At 72.7% G+C, this 20608-nt stretch carries 17 protein-coding genes; 5 read left to right on the top strand and 12 right to left on the bottom strand.

Annotated elements, in window-relative coordinates; genetic code table 11:
- The first annotated feature begins 212 nt into the window (after positions 1-212).
- The gene (locus tag AB0399_RS36735; protein WP_366414245.1) at positions 213-4145 is read left to right on the top strand and encodes a GH92 family glycosyl hydrolase; all 3933 of its coding nucleotides are present in this window, start codon (positions 213-215) and stop codon (positions 4143-4145) included.
- A gap of 366 nt (positions 4146-4511) precedes the next feature.
- A complete protein-coding gene (locus AB0399_RS36730) occupies positions 4512-8270 on the top strand; it encodes a discoidin domain-containing protein (protein WP_366414244.1) in 3759 nt (1252 codons plus the stop codon).
- Here the strand turns inward: AB0399_RS36730 and AB0399_RS36725 are convergent.
- Positions 8245-9009, bottom strand: coding sequence for a helix-turn-helix transcriptional regulator (locus tag AB0399_RS36725; protein ID WP_329374193.1), 765 nt, complete (start codon positions 9007-9009; stop codon positions 8245-8247). The two genes, AB0399_RS36730 and AB0399_RS36725, sit on opposite strands and share 26 nt — an antisense overlap.
- 93 nt (positions 9010-9102) lie before the next feature.
- Between AB0399_RS36725 and AB0399_RS36720 the strand changes: the two genes are divergently transcribed.
- Positions 9103-10563, top strand: coding sequence for an MFS transporter (locus AB0399_RS36720; protein ID WP_366414243.1), 1461 nt, complete (start codon positions 9103-9105; stop codon positions 10561-10563).
- A gap of 25 nt (positions 10564-10588) precedes the next feature.
- Here AB0399_RS36720 and AB0399_RS36715 read toward each other — a convergent pair whose 3' ends face one another.
- From AB0399_RS36715 to AB0399_RS36670, 10 genes are all read right to left on the bottom strand, one after another.
- Positions 10589-11023, bottom strand: a complete 435-nt coding sequence (locus tag AB0399_RS36715; protein ID WP_366414242.1) for a hypothetical protein — start codon at positions 11021-11023, stop codon at positions 10589-10591.
- Between the two features lie 10 nt (positions 11024-11033).
- Complete coding sequence (locus AB0399_RS36710) at positions 11034-11318, bottom strand: hypothetical protein (RefSeq protein WP_329367794.1); 285 nt, start codon at positions 11316-11318, stop codon at positions 11034-11036.
- A 4-nt stretch (positions 11319-11322) separates the two neighbouring features.
- Positions 11323-12744, bottom strand: a complete 1422-nt coding sequence (locus tag AB0399_RS36705) for a C2 family cysteine protease (RefSeq protein ID WP_366414241.1) — start codon at positions 12742-12744, stop codon at positions 11323-11325.
- Positions 12741-13073, bottom strand: coding sequence for a hypothetical protein (locus AB0399_RS36700; RefSeq protein ID WP_329367791.1), 333 nt, complete (start codon positions 13071-13073; stop codon positions 12741-12743). Before AB0399_RS36700 ends, AB0399_RS36705 begins: the two co-directional genes overlap by 4 nt.
- A gap of 192 nt (positions 13074-13265) precedes the next feature.
- The gene (locus AB0399_RS36695) at positions 13266-14567 is read right to left on the bottom strand and encodes an MFS transporter (RefSeq protein WP_366414240.1); all 1302 of its coding nucleotides are present in this window, start codon (positions 14565-14567) and stop codon (positions 13266-13268) included.
- A gap of 109 nt (positions 14568-14676) precedes the next feature.
- Positions 14677-14934 (bottom strand): DUF6191 domain-containing protein, encoded by a 258-nt coding sequence (locus AB0399_RS36690; RefSeq protein ID WP_366414239.1) that lies wholly within the window; start codon positions 14932-14934, stop codon positions 14677-14679.
- A gap of 158 nt (positions 14935-15092) precedes the next feature.
- Positions 15093-15452 (bottom strand): peptidase inhibitor family I36 protein, encoded by a 360-nt coding sequence (locus AB0399_RS36685; RefSeq protein WP_329367785.1) that lies wholly within the window; start codon positions 15450-15452, stop codon positions 15093-15095.
- A gap of 202 nt (positions 15453-15654) precedes the next feature.
- The gene (locus AB0399_RS36680) at positions 15655-16044 is read right to left on the bottom strand and encodes a cupredoxin domain-containing protein (protein ID WP_366414238.1); all 390 of its coding nucleotides are present in this window, start codon (positions 16042-16044) and stop codon (positions 15655-15657) included.
- A 184-nt stretch (positions 16045-16228) separates the two neighbouring features.
- Positions 16229-17065: a ferritin-like domain-containing protein gene (locus tag AB0399_RS36675; RefSeq protein WP_329367781.1), complete on the bottom strand. Its 837-nt coding sequence runs from the start codon at positions 17063-17065 to the stop codon at positions 16229-16231.
- Positions 17062-17850 carry a ferritin-like domain-containing protein gene (locus tag AB0399_RS36670; RefSeq protein WP_366414246.1) on the bottom strand — a complete coding sequence of 263 codons (789 nt, stop codon included), beginning with the start codon at positions 17848-17850 and terminating at the stop codon, positions 17062-17064. Before AB0399_RS36670 ends, AB0399_RS36675 begins: the two co-directional genes overlap by 4 nt.
- Positions 17851-18206: 356 nt before the next feature.
- Between AB0399_RS36670 and sigK the strand changes: the two genes are divergently transcribed.
- The gene (gene sigK / locus AB0399_RS36665) at positions 18207-18794 is read left to right on the top strand and encodes an ECF RNA polymerase sigma factor SigK (protein WP_328465671.1); all 588 of its coding nucleotides are present in this window, start codon (positions 18207-18209) and stop codon (positions 18792-18794) included.
- The gene (locus AB0399_RS36660) at positions 18791-19534 is read left to right on the top strand and encodes an anti-sigma factor (RefSeq protein ID WP_329367778.1); all 744 of its coding nucleotides are present in this window, start codon (positions 18791-18793) and stop codon (positions 19532-19534) included. The genes sigK and AB0399_RS36660 overlap by 4 nt, the downstream gene beginning before the upstream one ends.
- 98 nt (positions 19535-19632) lie before the next feature.
- Here the strand turns inward: AB0399_RS36660 and AB0399_RS36655 are convergent.
- Positions 19633-20608: DUF5954 family protein (locus AB0399_RS36655; protein ID WP_366414237.1), on the bottom strand; the 976-nt coding region annotated here is incomplete at its 5' end.

The following is a 20608-nucleotide window of genomic DNA, read 5'->3' as shown; positions in this document are numbered from 1 at the left end:
GGGTCCGAAATGCTGCCGCATATTTGTGGGCCGCCAGGCCCGTAAATATGCGATTTCGGACCCCCACGCCGCAGGGCCGGACGACCCGCACCCCCCGACCCCGCCCACACACCACCCGCGCACACCACACCGCACACCCGCCCCGCCACAACTGTTGACAACGTTGCCACCGCCACTGAGACTACCCGCGACGTCAACGGAGGAGCCTCGCCATGGCACTACCCGTCCGCCGCTCGCGTACCACCGTTCGACCAAGACGACTCCGTCGGCCGACCACCGCCGCCGCCCTCGCGGGCATACTCCTGGCGGCACTACCCGCCGCAACCGCCCACGCGGCAGCCGCCAACAGCTCAGCAGGCGGCACCACATCCCGCACCCCCGACCGCACCGCCTTCTCCTCCTCGTTCGAGGCATCCGACCCCGCACCGGACTGGCAGAGCACACCGCAATCCGGCCCCGACGGCCGACCACTGGCAACCGGGGTCGCCCCGGACAATGGCGGCGCGCTGCCGGGATCGGTGATGGCGTCGGTCACCTCGGTCACCGCGAGTTCGGAAGTGCCGCCCGACCACGGCGCCGCCAAAGCCACCGACGGTGACGCGGCCACCGCCTGGCAGGCCGGCGCCCCGTCCGCCTCGCTGACCGTCACCCTCGGCGACGCGTCCCGGGTGACGCGCTACACGATGACCTCGGCGGCCGACACCCCCGCCCAGGACCCGAAGTCCTGGCAACTGCAAGGGTCGGACGACGGGAAGAGCTGGCAGGTGGTCGACGGCGAGAGCGGCCAGGACTTCCCGCAGCGCGGCGAGACCCGGCTCTTCACGGTCCGGCACCCGGGGACGTACAGCCGCTACCGGCTCGCGGTGTCCGCCAACCACGGTGACGGGAAGAGCCAGTTGGCCGAGCTGGCGCTCGCCGCGGGAGACGGCGGCACCGCCGGGATGACCACGTCCGTCGGCGACGGCCCGTCCACCGGCCCCACCCTCAAGAAGGACGTCGGCTTCACCGGCACCCACGCGTTGAAGTACGCCGGCTGGCAACTCGCCGGCCACGGAAGCGTCGAGGACAAGATCTACCGGGTGTCGATCCCGGTCCGGCGCAACACCCGCCTGTCGTACGCGATCTTCCCCGAGCGCACCGGCAACGACCTTTCCTACCCGAGCACTTACGTCTCGGTGGACCTGGTGTTCAGCGACGGCAGCCGGCTCAGCGGGCTCGGCGCGACCGACCAGTACGGCAAGGGCCTGTCGGCCGGCGCCCAGGGCGCGGCGGAGATCCTGCACGCCGGGCAGTGGAACGCGGTCGACGCCGACCTCGGCACCGTCGCCGCGGGCAAGACCGTCACCCGCGTCCTGGTCGACTACGACAACCCGGGCGGCCCCGCCCACTTCAGCGGCTGGCTCGACGACATCACGGTGCGGGCCGCGCCGCCGGCGAACGACTGCGCGCACCCCTCCACCTGCGTGATCACCACGCGCGGCACGGACTCCTCCGGCGACTACTCGCGCGGCAACGACTTCCCGGCCACCGCGGTCCCGCACGGCTTCAACTTCTGGACGCCCGAGACCGACGCGGGCACCACCAGCGCGATCTACACCTACCAGCAGGACAACAACGCGGCCAACGAACCGGTGATCCAGGCGTTCGGGGTCAGCCACGAGCCCAGCATCTGGGTGCAGGACCACCAGACGTTCCAGGTCATGCCGTCGGCGTCCAGCGCCCCGACGACCGCCGACCGCACCACCCGCGGCCTGGCCTTCAGCCACGACCACGAGACCGCGCAACCCGACTACTACGGCGTGACGTTCGACAACGGCATCCGTACCGAGATCACGCCCACCGACCACGCCGCGGTGATGCGGTTCACCTTCCCCTCCGGCGCCGACAGCCTGATCTTCGACAACGTCAACGACAGCGGCGGGCTGACCGTGGACCGGGCACACGGCACCGTCACCGGCTACTCGGACGTCTCCGGATTCTGGGGCGCGCCGCGGATGTTCGTCTACGCGACCTTCGACCGGCCGATGACCGGCACCGGCTCCCTCACCGGAGGCGGCGGGCCCGACGTCGGCGGCTACACCTCCTTCGCGCTCGGCTCCGGCCGGCAGCTCACCATGCGGATCGCGACCTCCTTCATCAGCGTCGACCAGGCCCGGCGCAACCTCGACCAGGAGGTGGGGCGGCGCGGCTTCGACGCGGTGCACGCCGCCGCGCAGGCCGCCTGGGACAAGGCACTCGGCGTGATCACGGTCCGCGGCGCGAGCCAGGACCAGCTCACCTCGCTGTACTCCAGCCTGTACCGGCTCAACCTCTACCCGAACGAGCTGTACGAGAACACAGGCACCACCGCGAGGCCGGACTACCGCTACGCCAGCCCCTACGCGCCCGCGGCCGGCGCCAACACCCCCACGACGACCGGAGCCGCGATCAAGTCCGGGCAGCCGTACGCCAACGAGGGCTTCTGGGACACCTACCGCACCGCCTGGCCGCTGGACGCGCTGCTCTACCCGCAGCTCACCGGCAAGATGATCGACGGTTTCGTGCAGCAGTACCGGGACGCCGGCTGGATCGGCCAGTGGACCGCGCCCGGCTACCTCGGCTTCAGCGGCACCAACTCCGACGTGGCGATCGCCGACGCCTACCTGCGCGGTGTCACCGACTTCGACGTCCAGGGCGCCTACGAGGCGGCCGTCAAGGACGCCACCGTGCCGTCCTCGGGGCTGACCGGCCGGCCGGACGTGCAGGAGTCCACGTTCCTCGGCTACACCCCGCAGACCAGCGGGTCGAGCGCGTCGGTCTCCCTGGAGGACTACCTCGCCGACTACGGCATCTCGCAGATGTCGCAGAAGCTCTACCGGACCACTCCGGCGAGCGACCCGCACCACCGCGAATACCTCGACAACTACCGCTACTTCCGGGACCGCGCCCAGCACTACGTCGACCTGTTCGACACCTCCACCGGCTTCTTCCAGCCGAAGAACGCCGACGGCACCTTCGAGCACAGCGCCGCCACGTACGACCCGCTGGACTGGAACGCCACCGACTACACCGAGGGCGACGGCTGGACCTACGCCTTCGCCGCCCCCGAGGACGGCAACGGCCTCGCCGACCTGTACGGCGGCCGCACCGGGCTCGCCGACAAGCTCGACCAGTTCTTCGCCACCCCGGAGACCGCCCAGTACGGCGGCGGCTGGGGCGGGCCGTACCACGAGATGTTCGAGTCCCGCGACGACCGGGTCGGCCAGTGGGCCTTCAACGACCAACCCTCCATGCACGTCCCCTACATGTACGACTACGTCGGCCGGCCGGCCAAGACCGCGCAGCACGTCCGCGACGCGATGAGCCGCCTCTTCACCGGCAGCACCATCGGCCAGGGCTACCCGGGCGACGAGGACAACGGCTCCATGTCCGCCTTCTACATCGACAACGCCCTGGGCCTCTACCCGCTCCAGTCCGGCTCCCCGACCTTCGCCCTCGGCTCCCCCCTCTACGACCAGGTGACCCTCCACCCGGCCGGCGGCCGCCCCCTCACCCTCACCGCCCACGGCAACTCCGACCGCGACATCTACGTCCAGTCCATGACGGTCGACGGCAAGCCCTACGACAAGACCTACCTCCCCCACGCCGACCTCACCCACGGCGGCCGGATCGACTTCCGGATGGGCCCCCACCCCTCCACCTGGGGCACCTCCCCCACCTCCGCACCCCCCTCCCTCACCACCGGCCCCCACCCGGCCACCCCACCCGCCGACCTCACCGGCCCCACCCACGGCACCGCCACCCTCAACGGCGCCCCCGCTCCCGCCGCCCTCTTCGACAACACCTCCGCCACCTCCACGACCCTCCCACCCGGGCCCACCTCCCTCACCTACCACTTCGACCAGCCCCAAACCCTCGACCAGTACACCCTCACCAGCGGCTCCACCCCCAACGGCGACCCCTCCACCTGGACCCTCAGCACCTCCGACGACGGCACCCACTGGACCGTCATCGACCGCCGCACCCACCAAACCTTCCCCTGGCGCCAGCAAACCCGGGCCTTCACCCCCACCACACCCCCGGGCGCCCACACCTACTACCGCATCGACTTCACCGCCCCCACGGCCACAACCCTCTCGGAAGTCGAACTCCTGGGACGCGCTTGATCGGTGACCGATCCGTCCACCCAGCCCCACCCGCGCCGCACCGGACCATGCGGCCGCCTGTGGCTGACCGCCCAGTTCCCCGCGCCTAGGCGCACCTCCTTCCGTGAGCCACCCCACCCCACCAGAAGCACCCCCCCACCAGAAGCGCCCCCACCAGAAGCGCCCTTTCGCGTGAGCCCTCCCCGGGCCGGAGGACGGCCCGGAGGGGTGGGGGTCCGAAATGCTGCCGCATATTTGTGGGCCGCCAGGCCCGTAAATATGCGATTTCGGACCCCCACGCCGCAGGGCCGGACGACCCGCACCCCCGACCCCGCCCCACGCACCACCCGCGCACACCACACCGCACACCCGCACCCCGGAGCCCTGATGCCCGAGCAGACCCCCGGCACGTCCCGCCGCACCTTCCTCCGTACGAACGCCACGCTGCTCGCCGGCTTCGCGCTGTCCACGGCACTGCCAGAAGCCGCCCACGCGGCAGGCACCGAACCCAGCACCGAAACCAGCACAGGCGCCGGCACCGGCACCGGCAAAAGCACCAACCTCGCCCAGTACCGCCCGGTGACCGCCTCCTCCACCGACTGGGCACCCACACCCGCATCGTTCGCGGTGGACGGCCTCGCGCAAACCGGAGTTCGCGGCTCCGGCTGGCGCGCCGCAGCCGGCGACCCGCAGTGGATCACCGTCGACCTCCAAGCCCGCAGCACCATCGAATCGGTCGTGCTCGTCTTCGAAGCGGACAGCTCCGACCCCGGCTTCACCCCCGACCCGGGCGTGAACCCGTTCCTGCACACGACGGGCTTCGAGGCCCTGTCGAGCTGCGCCGTCGCGTTCTCCCTGGACGTGTCCGACGACGGAACCTCGTGGCGCACGGTGCACGAGACGTCCACCGGCACGGGCGGCAGGACGACGATCACGCTGCCGCGACCGGTGACGGCCCGCTGGATACGGATGACCTCCACGAAGCGGGCGAACGCCAACCCGGTCGGCCTGAACAGCTTCGAGGTGTACGGCAGTTGCACCACGCACCGGCCGTCCGCGACCGGCTGGACCGACTGGGGCCGGCACACCGCCCAACCCCCCGCGCTGACCGTCGCCGGCGACGGCACCGTCCCGCTGGAGTCCGGCTGGACCCTCACCATGGACGACTGGGCGGGCTCGACCGACGGCGCCGCGCTGTCCGCCCCCGCCGTGGACGTCAGCGGCTGGCTGCCGGCCACCGTACCCGGCACCGTGCACGCGGCACTCGTGGAGCAGGGCCACCTGCCGGAGCCGACCGTCGGCTTCAACAACATGCGGGCGCCCGAGGCGCTGTCCCGGCACGACTGGTGGTACCGCCGATCGTTCCGGCTGCCGTCAGGGCTCGCCACCGGGCAGGGCCGCCGCGTCTGGCTGGAGTTCGACGGCGTCAACCACCAGGCCGAGGTGTGGCTGAACGGCCGCAAGGCGGGCGAGGTGACGTACCCGGTCGCCCGCGCCGCCTTCGACGTGACCGACGCCCTCGGCGGCGGACGGCAGGCGGGGGCGAAGGAGAACGCGGAGGAAAGCGCGAAGGGAGGAGCAAAGGGAGGAGCGAAGGATGCCGAGCAGGTGATCGCCGTCCGCATCGCCCCGATGCCCCACCCCGGCAACCCGGGCGACAAGGGCCCGTCCGGCATCTCGACCCTCAACTCGGTCGCCGCCCAGGCCGATTCCCCGACGTACCTGTCCATCAGCGGCTGGGACTGGATGCCGGCGGTGCGCGACCGGGCGGCGGGCATCTGGAACCACGTGCGGCTGCGCTCCACCGGCGACGTCGTGATCGGCGACCCGCGGGTGGACACCGCCCTGCCGGACCTGCCCGCCCCGGCCGGCTCTCCCGACCTGCCCGAACTCGCCACCGCCGAGGTGACCGTGGTCGTCCCGGTCCGCAACGCCGGCAGCACGTCGCGGACTTCGACCATCACCGCGACGCTGCACGGCGCGCGGGTGAGCGGCTCCGTCACCCTCGCGGCGGGCGAGAGCCGCGAGCTCACCTTCAGCCCGGCCGACCACCCCCAACTGCGCATCCACAAAACGCGGTTGTGGTGGCCGAACGGCTACGGCGAGCCCACCCTGCACGACCTGGTGCTGACCGCCACCGCCGACGGCCGCGGCTCCGACCGGCGCACCGTGCCGGTCGGCCTGCGGCAGTTCGACTACCACTACGAGCAGCCCATCGTGATCGGCTCCGACGGCCACTCACCGCCGCAGACCGTCAACCTGCCGAAGCAGCAGGCCCGTTACGTACGCATCCAGTGCGGCAAGCGGGCCACCGGCTTCGGCTCCTCGATGTGGACCCTGTCGGTGCTGGACAGCGCCGCGCCCGGCAGCGACCTGGCGCTGCACAAGGCCGCGACGGCCTCCTCCAGCGACAACGACAACGACCTGCCGGCCAACGCGGTCGACGGCGACGCCACCACCCGCTGGTCGTCCGGCTACTCCGACGACCAGTGGATTCAGGTCGACCTGGGCGCGTCCACCGCCTTCGACCAGGTCGTCGTCACCTGGGAGACCGCCTACGCCCTGACCTTCACCGTGCAGGTCTCCGACGACGGGGCCGGCTGGACCGACGTGCAGTCGGTCAGCAACACCGGCACCCAGCTGCAGATCTCCGTCAACGGGGTGCGGGTGCTGTGCCGCGGCGGCAACTGGGGCTTCGACGAACTGCTGCGCCGGGTCCTGCCGGACCGGATGGACGACGCCGTCGGCATGCACCGCGACATGAACTTCACGATGATCCGCAACTGGATCGGCTCCAGCAACCGCGAGGAGTTCTTCGCCGCCTGCGACCGCAACGGCATCCTGGTCTGGAACGACTTCTGGGAGGGCGACGCGATCTTCCCGCCGGACGCGGGCGTGCCGGCCTTCCTCGACATCGCCCGCGACACCGTCCTGCGCTACCGCCACCACCCGTGCCTGGCGGTGTGGTGCGCCACCAACGAGAGCGACCCGCCGGCCGCCGTCGACGCCGGGCTGCGGGCCGCCGTCACCTCGCTGCACCCGGGCATCCTCTACCAGGGCAACTCCGCCGGGGGGATCGTCACCGGCCACGGCCCGTACTCCTGGATCGACCCGGCGGCGTACTTCTCCGGCGACACCTACTCCATCGGCAGCTACGGCTTCCACTCCGAGATCGGCATCCCCACCGTGCCGGTCGCCGAGAGCATGCGGAACCTCGCCGCCGACCAGCCGTCCTGGCCGATCGGCGACGTCTGGTACCACCACGACTGGTGCACCCGCGGCGGCCAGAACCCGGACACCTACCGCGCCGCGATCGACGACCGGTTCGGCGCCTCGGACACCCTCGACGACTTCTGCGCCCGCGCGCAGTTCGTCAACTACGAGAGCATGCGCGCCATCTTCGAGGCGTACAACGCGAAGATGTGGGACGACGCCTCCGGCGTGCTGCTGTGGATGTCGCACCCGGCCCACCACAGCACCGTCTGGCAGACCTACGACTACGACCTCGACGTCAACGGCAGCTACTACGGCGCCCGCAAGGGGTGCGAGCCACTGCACGTCCAGGCGAGCCTGGCCGACTGGCAGGTGCACGCGGTCAACCAGACCGCCGCCGCCCTCACCGGCGCGACGGTGACCGCCCGGCTCGTCGACCTGCACGGCGCCTCGCTGGGCGCGGCGCGGCAGCAGACCCTGGACGTGCCGGCGTCCTCGGCGGCGGCCGCGTTCACCGTGCCGTTCACCGCCGCCCTGCCCGCCGCGCACCTGCTGCGCCTGACCCTCACCGACCGGCACGACGCCCACGTCTCCGACAACACCTATCTGCGCTACCGCGCGGCCGGCGACGTCCGGGCGGTGGGCGATCTCGCACCCGCCCGGCTGCGCGGCACCGTGCGCCGAAAGGGCCGCGACGAGGCGACGGTCACCGTGCGCAACGACGGTGGCAGCGTGGTGGCGCTGCTGCGGCTCGGCGTGCGGGACGCGCACAGCGACGCCCGGGTCCTGCCCGCCCGTTACAGCGACAACTACCTGTGGGTGCTGCCCGGCGAGAGCCGCGACATCACCGTCTCCTGGCCGGCCCGGGCCCTGCCCTCGGGTGAACCGCGCTTCACCGCGGAAGCGCTCAACATGCCGCTGCGCCGGCTCTGAGGTGCGCGGCCGACCGGTAGGCGCCGGGCGTCTGCCCCATCGTGCGGGCGAAGGTGTCGATGAACGCGCTGGTCGTGGCCCAGCCGCAGCGGCGGGCGGTCGCGGTGACGGACGCTCCCTCGGCGAGCTGGATCATGGCGTGGAAGACCCGGGTGTTGGTCCGCCACTGCGGGTAGGTCATGCCGAACTCGGCGCGGAAGAGCCGGGTCAAGGTCCGCTCGCCGACGCCGACGCGGCGGGCCAGCGCGGCCATGGTGCGCGGCGTGCCCAGGTCGGCCAGCACCAGCCGGCAGGCGTGCGCCAGCCGGGGGTCGCGCGCGGTGGGCAGCGCGAGGGGCTGGATGTGGGCGCGGCGCAGCCGGTCGGCGAGCACCGCCCGCAGCCGTCGCGACTCGGGTTCCGGCAGGCCGGGTTCGGTGCAGGCGATGAGCAGTTCGCGGAGCAGGCCGTCGACGGCCAGGATGGTCGGCCCCTCGACCGGCAGCGGCGGGTCGGCCACCGGGAAGCCGACGGTGTGCACCGAGCTGTGCCCGTAGACGCGGTGCTCGTGCCAGATGTGCGCGGGGTTCCAGACCGCCCGGTCCCCGGAGGCGACCCAGGCGCCGGCCTCGGTCTGCACCGCGAGCACCCCGGTGCTGACGTAGATGAGCTGGTGGTAGTCGTGCCGGTGGCGGCCGATCACCTCGCCGGGGGCGTGGTCGTGGGCGCCGGTCGGCGGCAGGGTGGTGGCGGGCGGCAGCGGGGTGGCGGCGGTCGGGCCGCGGCTGTTATGCGACACAAGTAGGCAGAATATGGGAAGTATGCCAGCAGGTGTGCGTGACAGCGTGACGTCATGGACACAGCACAAGGGGGCTCGGGGCGCGGCGGCGGCGAGCCCGGGGGCGGTCGCACCGCGGAGGGCGCCCCAGCGGACGGCGGCGCGGGAGAGGGCTGCATAGCGGAGGGCGGCCCAGGGAACGGGCCCGGAGGCGTGGCCACCGCGGGCGGGACGGCCGGCCCGGCCTCGGGCGCCGGGCCGCCGACCGCCGTCCTCGATCGGCCGACCGAACCCCGTACCGGCATCGCGGACCGGCTGCGCGGCGCCGCCGTCGACACCCGCCCGCTCGCCGTACCGGCCTTCCGGCGCGTGCTGATCGGGCAGGGCGCCTCGCTGGTGGGCACGATGATCACCGAGGTCGCCATCCCGGTGCAGATCTACGCGATGTCGCACTCGTCGTTCTACGTCGGCGTGGCCGGGCTCGCCGGCTTCGTGCCGATCGTCGTCTTCGGCCTGTACGGCGGCGCCGTCGCGGACCGGGTCGACCGCCGCCTGCTGTGCCTGTGGTCGTCGGTGGTGACGTGGGCGGTGACGATCGCGCTGCTGGCCCAGACGCTGCTGGGGGTCGGCTCGGTGGGCCTCGTCCTCGCCCTGGTCGCCGTCCAGGGGGCCGGTTTCGCGATCTCCTCCTCGACCCGCGGCGCGATCATCCCCCGTATCGTGCCGCCCGGCCTGGTCCCCGCCGCCAACACGCTCAGCTTCACCGTCGGCAACGTCGGCCAGGTGCTCGGCCCGCTCGCGGCCGGCGTGCTCGTCGCGCTCCCGCACGGGTTCGGCTACGCCTACGCCGCGGACGCCGTGCTGTTCACCATGTCGCTGTACTCGACGTTCCGGCTGCCACCGATCAAGCCGGCCGGCGCCATGGCCCGCTCCGGGCTGCTCGCCGTGCTCGACGGGCTGCGGTTCATCGGCGGCAACCCGGTGCTGCTCATGTCGTTCGGGGCGGACATCGCCGCGATGGTGCTGGCGATGCCCAGCGCGCTGTTCCCGCAGGCCGCCGCGGCCCGCTTCCACGGCGGGATCGGCCTGCTCTACTCCTCGGTCGCGATCGGCTCGGTGCTGGCCGGGCTGTGCAGCGGGTGGATCGGCCGGGTCCGCCGCCAGGGCGTCGCGCTCACCTTCGCGGTGGCCGGCTGGGCGGCCGCGATCGCGCTGGCCGGTTTCGCCCGCACCCTGTGGCTGGCCGTCCTGCTGCTCGCGCTGGCCGGCGCCGCCGACCTGGTCAGCGCCGTCTACCGGCAGACGATCCTGCAGACCCACGCCCCCGACGAGATGCGCGGCCGGATGCAGGGCGTCTTCACCGTCGTGGTGTCCGGCGGCCCGCGGCTGGGGGACCTGCGCGCGGGCGCCATGGCCGCGACGACCACGCTGACCGTCGCCTGGTCCGGCAGCGCGCTGCTGTGCATCGCCCTGGTCGTGGTCGCGGCCCTCGCGGTGCGGCCGTTCTGGCGCTACGACGCGCACCGGGTGGAGTGACCCCGGCGCGCGTCGCGGGCCGGGGTCAGGTCGCCGCCGGGTCCACCTGGACGTCGATGGCGTTGTGGTCCGGGTTCGGCATCTGCCAGATCTTGAGCACCTTCACCTCGACGCCGAGCGCGGTGACGGTCTGGCCGGTCCTGACCACCTGGACCTTGGCCGGGACGGAGGTGTCGCTCCCGTCCCGGATCATGAGGATCGCCCGGCCCGGCGCGGGCTGCTTGCCGGTGTTCTGCACGCCGAGCTCCACCTCGGTGCCGTCGGCCCGCTTGCCGTAGCCGGTCGGGCTGGACGGGTTGCCCTGCGCGACGACATGGAGGCGTTGGACGTCGGCCGGGTGGCCGCCGAGCGGTGGCGGGGTGCGGTCGGCGTCGTCGTCGGAGTTCTTCCGGGAGTGCAGCACCACGGCCACCACCACCGCGGCCACGCACACCGCGACCAGCCCGGCGACGGCCGCCATCAGGCCCCGCCTACTCGGCCGACGCATCGTTCTCCCCCTCCGGCCAGGCGACGGTGAAGGCGACGTGGCCGTCCCGGGTGCCGGGGACCACCTCGACCAGGGTCAGCACGTGCCGCCCGACGGGCACCTCGTCGCCGACCCGCACCTCCACGACATCGCCGGTCCTGGCGCCCTCGTCGAGGAGGTTGAGGCGGGCCCAGGGGTCGTCGGGATCGACGCTGGTGCGCACGATGCCGACGACGAGGTCGCCGCGGCGGAACTGGGCCCGGCGGCCGAGGCGGTAGGTGTGGGGCATCGGCTCATACTCCTGACGGCGTGAACGACACTTCGTTCAGGTTCTTGCGGTACTGGTCCTCGGTCAGTGTGACCTCCTGGGGCATCTGCCTGGTGCCTTCGTACTGGCCGGAGCCCCAGGGGTTGAGGAGGGTGATGGTCGGCGGGTGGGCGTTCATGTCGACCCGCTCCACCGAGTACTCGTGCCCGGACACCAGCCGGTCGTCGTGCACGTCGCCGTCGCCCTTGGTGCCGATGGTGACCGCCTCACCCTTGCCGATCCTGGTGCTGATGTCGGCGAAGGAGACGTCGCCGGGGCTGTGCCGGGTGGCCGGCTGCCCGGTCAGGTCGGACATGCCCACGTCGCCCCAGCCGCCCTCGATCTTCTTGTAGCCGCCGGAGTACTGCGCGAACGCCTTCTCGTAGATCGCCACCCAGGTGGCACCGCTGCGCGTGTCGGCGTAGACGGGGTGGCCGTTGGAATCCACCGGGAGCTTGTTGTCGACGGTGACCTCGACCGGTGTGGGCGGCATCCCCGGCAGCGGGCCCTTCTGGTAGAAGGTCACCGTGTAGGTGCCGTTGGCGTTCTGCTTGATGTGCTCCTGCGGCCAGTTCGGGTCCCGCTCGGTGATCGCGGCCAGCGAGGACAGGAACCAGCAGTCGCCGTCCTGCCCCTGGCGCAGGTCGTTCATCAGGTCGGGCCCGTTCGGGCCGAACAGCGGGTCGTCGACGGCCTGGTAGTGCGCGCCGTCCACGGTGGTGTCCGGCTGCCACTTCAGGTTCGACAGCGCGGGCTCGATCCGGGCCAGCGTGGTCGGGCCGCACTCCTTCTGCAGCATGTTCTCCCAGCGGGCCTTCACCGCGCCGTCCGAGTCACCCGCGCCCCACCACGACGAACCCTCGCCCAACTGGCCGTTGAGCTTCTTCAGTTGGCTGTCCGACATCCGCGACATCACGGCGTCGAGTTCGGCCGGCGACAACTTCGCGAAGTCGTCGAGGACTTCCTTGCCGCCCTGGGCCGAGTCGGACCACAGGAAGCCGCCGGAGTCGCCGATGTGGTCGTCGAAGTACTTCAGCGCGTCCTTGATCTTCTGCTCGTCCGGCGGTGGCTCGTCGTCGAAGTACAGGCTCGGATCGACGGTGTAGCCCTGCTTCTCCAGGGTCCGCACCGCGTCGAGTTGCTTGCAGCGGCGGTCCATCGACGCGGAGGTGTCGTCGAGTTCGGGTTGCAGGGACGCCGGCAGACCGGAGTAGAACAGCGGGAAGACCTGGCCGAGCAGCGGCTCCAGTCGCGGGCTGGTGGTGGCCGGCTTGCCGTCCATCAGCCCCTGGACCTCCAGCAGCAGACCCGCCACCTTGCCGTGCAGGGTGCGGGCGGAGGGGCCGACGGACTTCATGTGCGCGGCCATCGAGCGTATCTGAGCGGTGTCGAAGCCGTGGAAGCTCACTTGTGGCCTCCGGCGGCCTTCTTGGCGGTGTCGGTGGCGGCCTCGTCGTCCAGCCGGTCCGCCTCGGTCTGCCAGCGCGCCGCGTCCCTGAGCAGGTCCTCCGCCATCGCGCGCAGGCTCGCCCGGCGGTCCACGAGCGTGCCGGTGGTGGTCTGCGCGTACGCCCCGGCCCAGATCGGCGGGTTCGCGGTGGCCTGTGTCACCGTCGTGTCCAGCAGTGCGGCCAGCGATCCGGCGATGCTCCGCGCCCGTTGCGCGCAACCGCGCAGGTTCTCGGCGCGCGCCTTCTTCTGCGCGGGCGTCTCGGCCTGCGCTCCCCCGTCACCCATGCGACCCCGTTCGTATGGCAAACGTGTTAGAGGACTGGGACCTTACGGGATTCGGCACCCGTCCGGAACCTCCGATCCACCGCCGGCACGCGGCGCCGGACGACCGGCGCCAGGGCGCTTCGGGCGAGGGCCGTGGGGAGCACCAGACGCCACGGGCCCCGCCCTTGGGGCGGACGGCGCTCCTTCACGGCACTAGGCGCCGGCGGCGGGGAGTACGGCGGTGGGGCCGGGCAGCGGGAGGTCGCGCATGCCGCGCAGCGGGGAGAAGAACAGCCACAGGCCCGCGCAGCAGCCGCCGATCACGGCGAGCCACAAAGTGGGCCGGACGCCGAGCGACGTCGCGAGGGCGCCGCCGGCCAGGCCGCCGAGCGGGAGGGTGCCCCAGTTGATCCAGCGCGCGGCGGCGCTGACCCGGCCGAGCAGGTCGGGCGGGCAGGCGGCCTGGCGGTAACTGGTCAGCGAGATGCTCGAAACGGTGGAGGAGAAGGTCCACGAGATCCAGCCGGCGCCGAACAGCAGCACCCGCCAGCCGCGCCCGGTCAGCGGGATCAGCAGGCCGGGCAGCGACATCACGGTCATCGCGAGCCAACTCACCCGCGCGGAGCCGACCTTGCGCGCGAGGCCCTTCGCCGCGACGCCGCCGGCCACCCCGCCGACCGCGCCCAGCGCCAGCAGCAGCCCGACCAGCGACGAGCCCAGGTGCAGGGTGCGGATCAGGTAGACCGGGCCGAGCGTCTCCACCATGATCACGAAGAAGTTGGCGGTACCGGTGAACGCCAGGGAGTGGCGCAGCACGGGGTCGCGCGCCACGTGGGCGAGGCCGGCGCCGATCTGCGCGCGCAGCGTGGGCCGGGGCGTCCCCGCCGCCGCGCGCGGCCGGCGCGGCTCGCGGCCGCGGATCGCCGACAAGGACGCGGCCGACACCGCGAACGACAGCGCGTCGGCGGTCATCGCCCCCGCGGCGCCGACCAGCGCGACCAGCCCGGCGCCCAGACCGGGGCCGGCGATCTGCGCGGCCGACTGCGTCGCGGCCAACTTGCCGTTGCCGGACATGAGTTGATCAGCTTCCAGCAGCGTCGGCAGGTAACTCTGGTAGGCGATGGAGAAGAACACCGACAGCACGCCGGCGACGAACGCGACCCCGTAGAGCTGCGCGAGGGTCAGCGTTCCGAAGGCGTGGCCGAGCGGCACCGACGCGATCACGGCGCACAGCGCGAGGTCGCAGCCGATCATCAGCCGGCGTTTGGCGACCCGGTCCACCACGGCGCCGGCCGGCAGCGCCACCAGCAGGTACGCGCTGGTCTGCGCGACCGACAGCAGGCCGACCTGGAACGCGGTGGCCTTCAGCAGCACCACGGCGACGAGCGGGAGCGCGAGCACGGAGACCTGCGAGCCCACCTCGCTGACCGTCTGGCCGCTCCACAGCAGCAGGAAGTCACGATCGCGCGGCGCCCGCGGGCGCCGTCCCTCGGTTTCGGCGCCGGCATCACCCATCGACCGATCGTGTCACCGGGACCCGCCCCGCACCCGTGCGATGTGACCAAGGCCACATCGGGCGGTCCGGCAGCGGTGAGGCAGCAGCCAGACGGCGGTCAGGCGACGGTCAGGCGGCGGGATCGTCCGGGATGTCGCGATCGTCCGGGACATCGGTGTCATCGCGGTCATTGCTGTCATCGGCGTCGTCGGCGTCGTCGGCCGCCTTGTCCGGGACCCGCACGGTGACCGTCCCCGAGGCGAGGTCTATCGGCCCCCGCGCCGGGTCGCTGCTGCCCTCGTCCTCCCGGGTCAGCTCCAGCCGGTTGCGCTCGTCCTCGGTGTGCTTGCGGCCCGGCGCGAACAACTCGTCGAAGAAGTTGAACATCGCGGCCCTCCGATGACCTCGGCAATACGCCCAGGCTACGCCTCGCCCCGTCATCCCGACGGCCCAGCGGAAAGCACGACGTATGGCGTACGCCCGCGCGCGCGGGCCCGTGCCAGGCACCCGCGCGCACGGTCGAAGGACCCCGGAAGGGCCGCCGGTCAGCAGGAGCCGGGGCCGACCCCGTCGATCTGGCCGCCGAAGTCCTCCAGGTAGGTGGCCCGCCAGTCGCCGTTGAGGACCTGGCGCTTCTGGACCGGCTGCCAGTTGATGAAGCAGGCGTTGACGCCGGCGACGAAGGAGCCGACGTGGTCGTGGAACTGCGGCGGCATGTCGCGGTAGCCGCTGGCCGCGGTCCACTCCCAGGTGGCCCCGGAGAAGCCGTCCTCGCTCCAGAAGCAGATCGAGCCGCCGCTGCACGGCGGCGGGGTCACCGCCGAGGCGGACTGTGCGGGTACGGCGGACAGCAGTGCGGCGCCCATGACGAGTGCGAGCAGGCCGGCGCGCTTGCGGATCTGCATGAGGGGTCCTCCACATCGGTCGTCGATCGTCGGTCGGTGCCGGCGCGGCCGCGGAGCAGCGCGGCGGCGACGGCACGTTTCCATGATCACGACGTCCGCGGAGGACCTGTGGAGGCCCGGGCCGTTTTCACCCGGTGGACGCAATCGGCGTGCGCCCTACGGAGGTCAACTCGCCGGACCTCGGCTCTTCTTGAGCCGGCCCTCAGCCCACCTTGAGGGTGCCGGTCATGAACTGGTGGATCGTGCACATGTAGGCGTACGTCCCCGCCTTGCCCGGAGCGGTGAACGTCGCGGTCTTCCCGGGAGCGACGTGGCCGGTGTCGAAGAGCTTTCCGGTGTCGGCCGTCACGGTGTGGGCGGTGGTGTCCTCGTTGGTCACGGTGACCTTCGCGCCGGGGTGGACGGTCAGCGTGGCCGGGTGGAACGCGAAGTCCTTGATGGTGATCTTCGTCGCGCCGGCCGCCGACGGGCTCGCGGAGGACCCGCCGGAGCCGGACGACGAGGAGGAGCAGCCGGTCAGGACGAGCAGCGCGGCGGCCACGGCGAGGGCCGCGCCCTTGCCGCGCCGGGCGGGGATACGGAAGTCGGTCACGTCGGGCCTCGGTGGGGACGGGGGCGGGGACAACGGGGGCGGGGACGGGGACGGCGCGGGACGGCGAAGGCGGGCGGGCCGGGCCGGGCCCGCAAGGGCGCCCGGTAGGGGTGGCCCGCCCCTTGCGCGTGGGCGGACCACCCGGTCCCTGGGCACCGTCCGGGTGGCGTTCCGAACGGCCGGGTCAGACCGTCAGAAGCGCGGGACTGGCGGCCTTGTCCGTCGGCAGGAAGTCGTCCGGCACCGGGTACTTGCCGAGCACGAAGTTGAGGATCGCCGCGTGCATCGCCTCGACCGGCGCGATGGTCGCCGCGGTGGCGATACCCGCCGCCGCGCTCACGTTGTACGTCGCGAACAGGTACGTCTGCGCGGCCTGGTCCTCCAGCGTGAGCGCCAGGTTCGCGACGTCCGTCACCGTCTTCGCCTTGCCCAGCGCCGCCAGCGTGGCGGGCTGGTTGGACAGCGGCACGTTCGTGATCGCCGGCTTGCCGGCGCCGGTGAGCACCGCGTTCCACGCCTTGGCGTGGTCGGCGTGCTGCGCCATCGCGGTGGTCACGAAGGTGGCGACGGCCGGCGGCACCGTACCGAGCTTGCCGGCCTTGGCCGCCTTGAGCGTCGCCTGGTACGCGCCGACCGCCTGGTTCTCCAGCGCCACCGCGAGCGCGACGACCTTCAGGTCACCGGTGTACTGGCTCTTGGAGGAGCCGGACGCGGAAGCGGAGGCGGACCCGGAGGGCGCGGCGGCGGAGTCGTGCTTGTCGCTGCTGGAGCAGGCGGCCAGCGCCATCGCGGCCGCGAGACCGCCGGCGCCGAAGAGGAAGCGGCGGCGGGCGGGGTCGCTCGGCCCGTCCTCCCGCGCGCCCTGCTTGCCGAGGTTGCCGCGGATGTCCTCGGCGAGGTCCACCGCACTGGCCCGCATGGCGGGCAGGGTGTCGCGGTGGGCGGTCTCCATGTCGCGGGTGAGCCGGGCGAGCTGGTCCTCGCTGATCGGCATGTCCCAGCCGTCGCGTGCGGTGGTCACTTCACGGCCCCCTGAGTGATCGGCGAGGCGTTCTTGGTCGGGTAGAAGGCGTTGGGGAAGCCGACGCTGCCGATGGCCGCGGGGAGCTTGGCGACGTCGGTCGGGATGGCGACCAGGTCGCCGAGGTTGTCGGCGAGCAGCGCCTGCACGGCGAGCAGCGTCGCGCGGTGCTGGGCCTCCACCGGCGCCACCGAGGCGAACAGCTTGCGCAGTTCGGCGCTGCTGACCTGGCTGACGTTCTTGGTGTACGTCTGCGCGGCCACGTCCTCCAGCGTGATGGCGAGCTTCACCACGTCGGCGGGGGTCTTGATGGTGGGCAGCGTCTTCTTCACCACGGCCGCGTACTTCGGGTCCGGGCCGGTCTGCTGCTTGCCGCCGGCCTGGGTGACCGCGGCGTTGAACGCCTTCACGTGCGCCTGGTGCTGCGTGGTGGTCTTCGCGATGAAGGCCACGATCGTCTTGTTGCCGTCCTTGATGAACGGCAGGCCCGCGGCGGTCTGGTAGACGCTGATCGCCAGGTTCTCGATCGACGCGGCGGTCTGCAGCGCCATGACGTCGTTGCTCGACGTGGCGGCGGCGGCGCGCACCGACGTCAGCAGCGCCGCGGCACCGGCCGCGCCCGCGACCGCGCTTCCGCGCCGCCACCAGCGGCGCGGCTGCGGCCCGGTGGCCTCCGCGAAGTCGGCCAGCGCGTCCTGGGTGATGCGTACGGCGTCGCTGTTCAGGTCCTGGGACTGCTCGGTCAGCTCTTCGAGCAGTCGGGTGTCGATGCGCTCTACGCCCATCACGCCCCATCTCTCCTCGCACCCGCTCGGTCCACGGGCGCTCTGCGACACGTTCGCCGCTGCGACCGGCGCGGATTGGTCCACGGCCCGAAAGCCGCTCCATGTCCACCCCCACGGGTGAAGACACCGCCGGGTGGCTGACGGCGCGGAGGCGAAAACACCCGGTGATCCGTCCGGGACCCGCCCCGGACCCGGCCCGGCCCGGATCGCGGTGGGTTAGCGTCGCGAGGGCCGGCCGGGCACACGAGGCCGTACCCCCGTACGGCGCCGCGCCCGCATCCCCGCCGGTTCGCGACCAATCCGCGTGCCGGACGGCGACGAATGACCGGTGACCGCATGACAGTCCGGAGGTGTCCATGCGCGTGGCAGCACGTGACGGCCAGTCCCCCGCGCCCCGCTCCGGGGTGCTGGAGGCGTTGCTCGACCGGGTCTCCCGGGGCGACCAGGAGGCGTTCGAGCACCTCTACACGGCGGTCGCCGGCGCCGTGCTCGGCCTGGTCCGCCGGGTGGTGCGCGACTCGGCCCAGTCGGAGGAGGTCGCGCAGGAGGTCCTCATCGAGGTCTGGCGGTGCGCGGCCAGGTTCGACCCGCAGCAGGGCAGCGCGATGGCGTGGATCATGACGATGGCGCACCGCCGCGCCGTGGACCGGGTGCGGTCGGCGCAGGCGGCCGCCGACCGGGAGCACAAGGCCGGGTTGCGCGACCGGGTGCGCGCCTTCGACGAGGTCACCGAGCAGGTGGAGCGGCGGCTGGAGCGCGAGCAGGTCAGGCGCTGCCTGGAGCGGCTCACCGAACTCCAGCACGAGTCGGTGACCCTCGCCTACTACCGCGGCTACACCTATCAGGAGACCGCGGAAGTGCTCGGGGTGGCCCTGGGCACGGTCAAGACCCGACTGCGGGACGGACTGATCCGGCTCCGCGACTGCTTGGGGGTGGCGTCGTGACCGAAGTCGACCTGCACACGCTGACCGGCGCGTACGCGGTCGGCGCGCTGGAGGACCGGGAGGCGCGGGACTTCCGCCGGCACCTGACCCGGTGCGAGGCGTGCGACCAGGAGGTGCGCGAACTGCGCGAGACCGCGGCCCGGTTGGCCCTCGCGGTGGCCGAGGTGCCGCCGGTGGGGATGCGCGGCCGGGTGCTGGCCGCGCTGCCCGAGGTGCGCCAGCTGCCGCCGGAGCCGTCGGCGACGCAGCGGTCCCTCCGGCGCAACTGGCGCCGCCGGCTGCCGTACTACGCGCTCGCCGCGTGCCTGGCCGGCGCGATCGCCTCCGCGGGCATAGCGATCCAGGCCGAGCACACCGCCGACCGGCAGCGCGACCGCACCGCGCGGGCCGAACACCAGGCGGATCAGCTCAGCACGCTGCTCACCGCACCCGACGCGTCCTTCCACACCCAGGGGCTCAAGGGCGGCGGCACCGCGACCGTGGTGTCCTCGGCGCGGGCCGGGCAGGCCGCCCTGGTCTACCGCGACCTGCCGAAGCTGCCGGGCTCGCGGGTCTACGAACTGTGGTTCAGCAGGAACGGCACCATGGTGCCCGCGGGCCTGGTGGACTCCGCCACCGCGTCCGGGTCGGCCCTGCTCAAGGGGCGGACGGACGGCGCCGACGCGGTCGGGGTGACCGCGGAACCGCACGGCGGCTCCCCCGCGCCCACCTCCGCGCCGCTGGCCGTACTGCCCCTGTGACCGGCGGCTGCGCCCGTGGTGGCCTCCCGCCGGGCGCAGCCGCCTCCAACGCGGGCCACGGCTGCCGCTGCCGTGGCGGCTGCTCCCCGCCGTAGCGGCTACTCCTCGCTGTAGGTGATGGTGCCGTGCTCGTCCATCGTCGGGCGGATCTTCGACGGGCCGTAGGGGTCGATGTCGGAGGGGCGGGGCGGTTCGGGGCCGTCGAGGCCGAACCGGACCATGCGGCCGACCCGGACCACGAAGAACCGCCGGTCGTGGACGGACAGTTCGTTGGCGCGGCCGGCGGCCTGGAACCGCGCGGCGACCCGGTCGTACTCCGCCTTCTCCTGCGGGGTGAGCTTGCGCATCCGCGGCCACATCTCGGTGAGCGCCGTCACCAGGGTGCGGCGGGCCGCGTGCGGGGTGGCCACGATCATGGAGAAGGGCTCCCAGCCGTCCTCGGTGCGCTCCACCACCCGGAAGGCGGCCGGCAACACCACGGTGCCGGGGTGGGTTTCCAGCGCCCGGCGGGAGTCGGCGCGGACGTCGGCCGGGTAGCGCTCGCTGCGGTAGTGCAGTTCGCGCAGCGCCAGCCGCTCGGAGCCCGCCACCACCCCGGTGACCGCGGAGTGGTCCATCACGAAGTCCTGGTCCACCTCCGGCTCGTCGGGCGAACCGTCCCAGTCGAGCACCAGGGCGTCCCGGTCGGCGGGGCGCGGCGGTTCCAGGCCGTCCTCGTTGCTGTAGACGTACTCCTCGGCGCGCACCACCCGGTAGCGCACCCCGCACACGGTCAGCTCGTCGAGCGGCTCCTGCTCCAACCTGGCGACCGCGGCGAGCAGTTCGCGGCGCACCACGGGGTCGTCGGTGTCGTCCTTGGCCTTCAGCCACAGATACGAGTTGAGCGCGTCGCGGGACGCCTGCGGGAAGCCCTCCACCGCCGGCTCCACCATCCGCCAGCCGGTCTCGCCCGGGGTGTGCGCGGCCAGCCCGAACACCGGGCCGCGGATGATGTAGTGCGCGTAACGGCGCGCGGCGTCCGCCGCGTCCGCTTCCTCCGCGGCCGCCACCGGATGGTCGACCGGTCGCACCCGC

It is taken from the genome of Streptomyces sp. NPDC088194 (assembly GCF_040702025.1).
Classification (GTDB): domain Bacteria; phylum Actinomycetota; class Actinomycetes; order Streptomycetales; family Streptomycetaceae; genus Actinacidiphila.
This window is presented reverse-complemented; position numbering and strand designations above follow the sequence as displayed.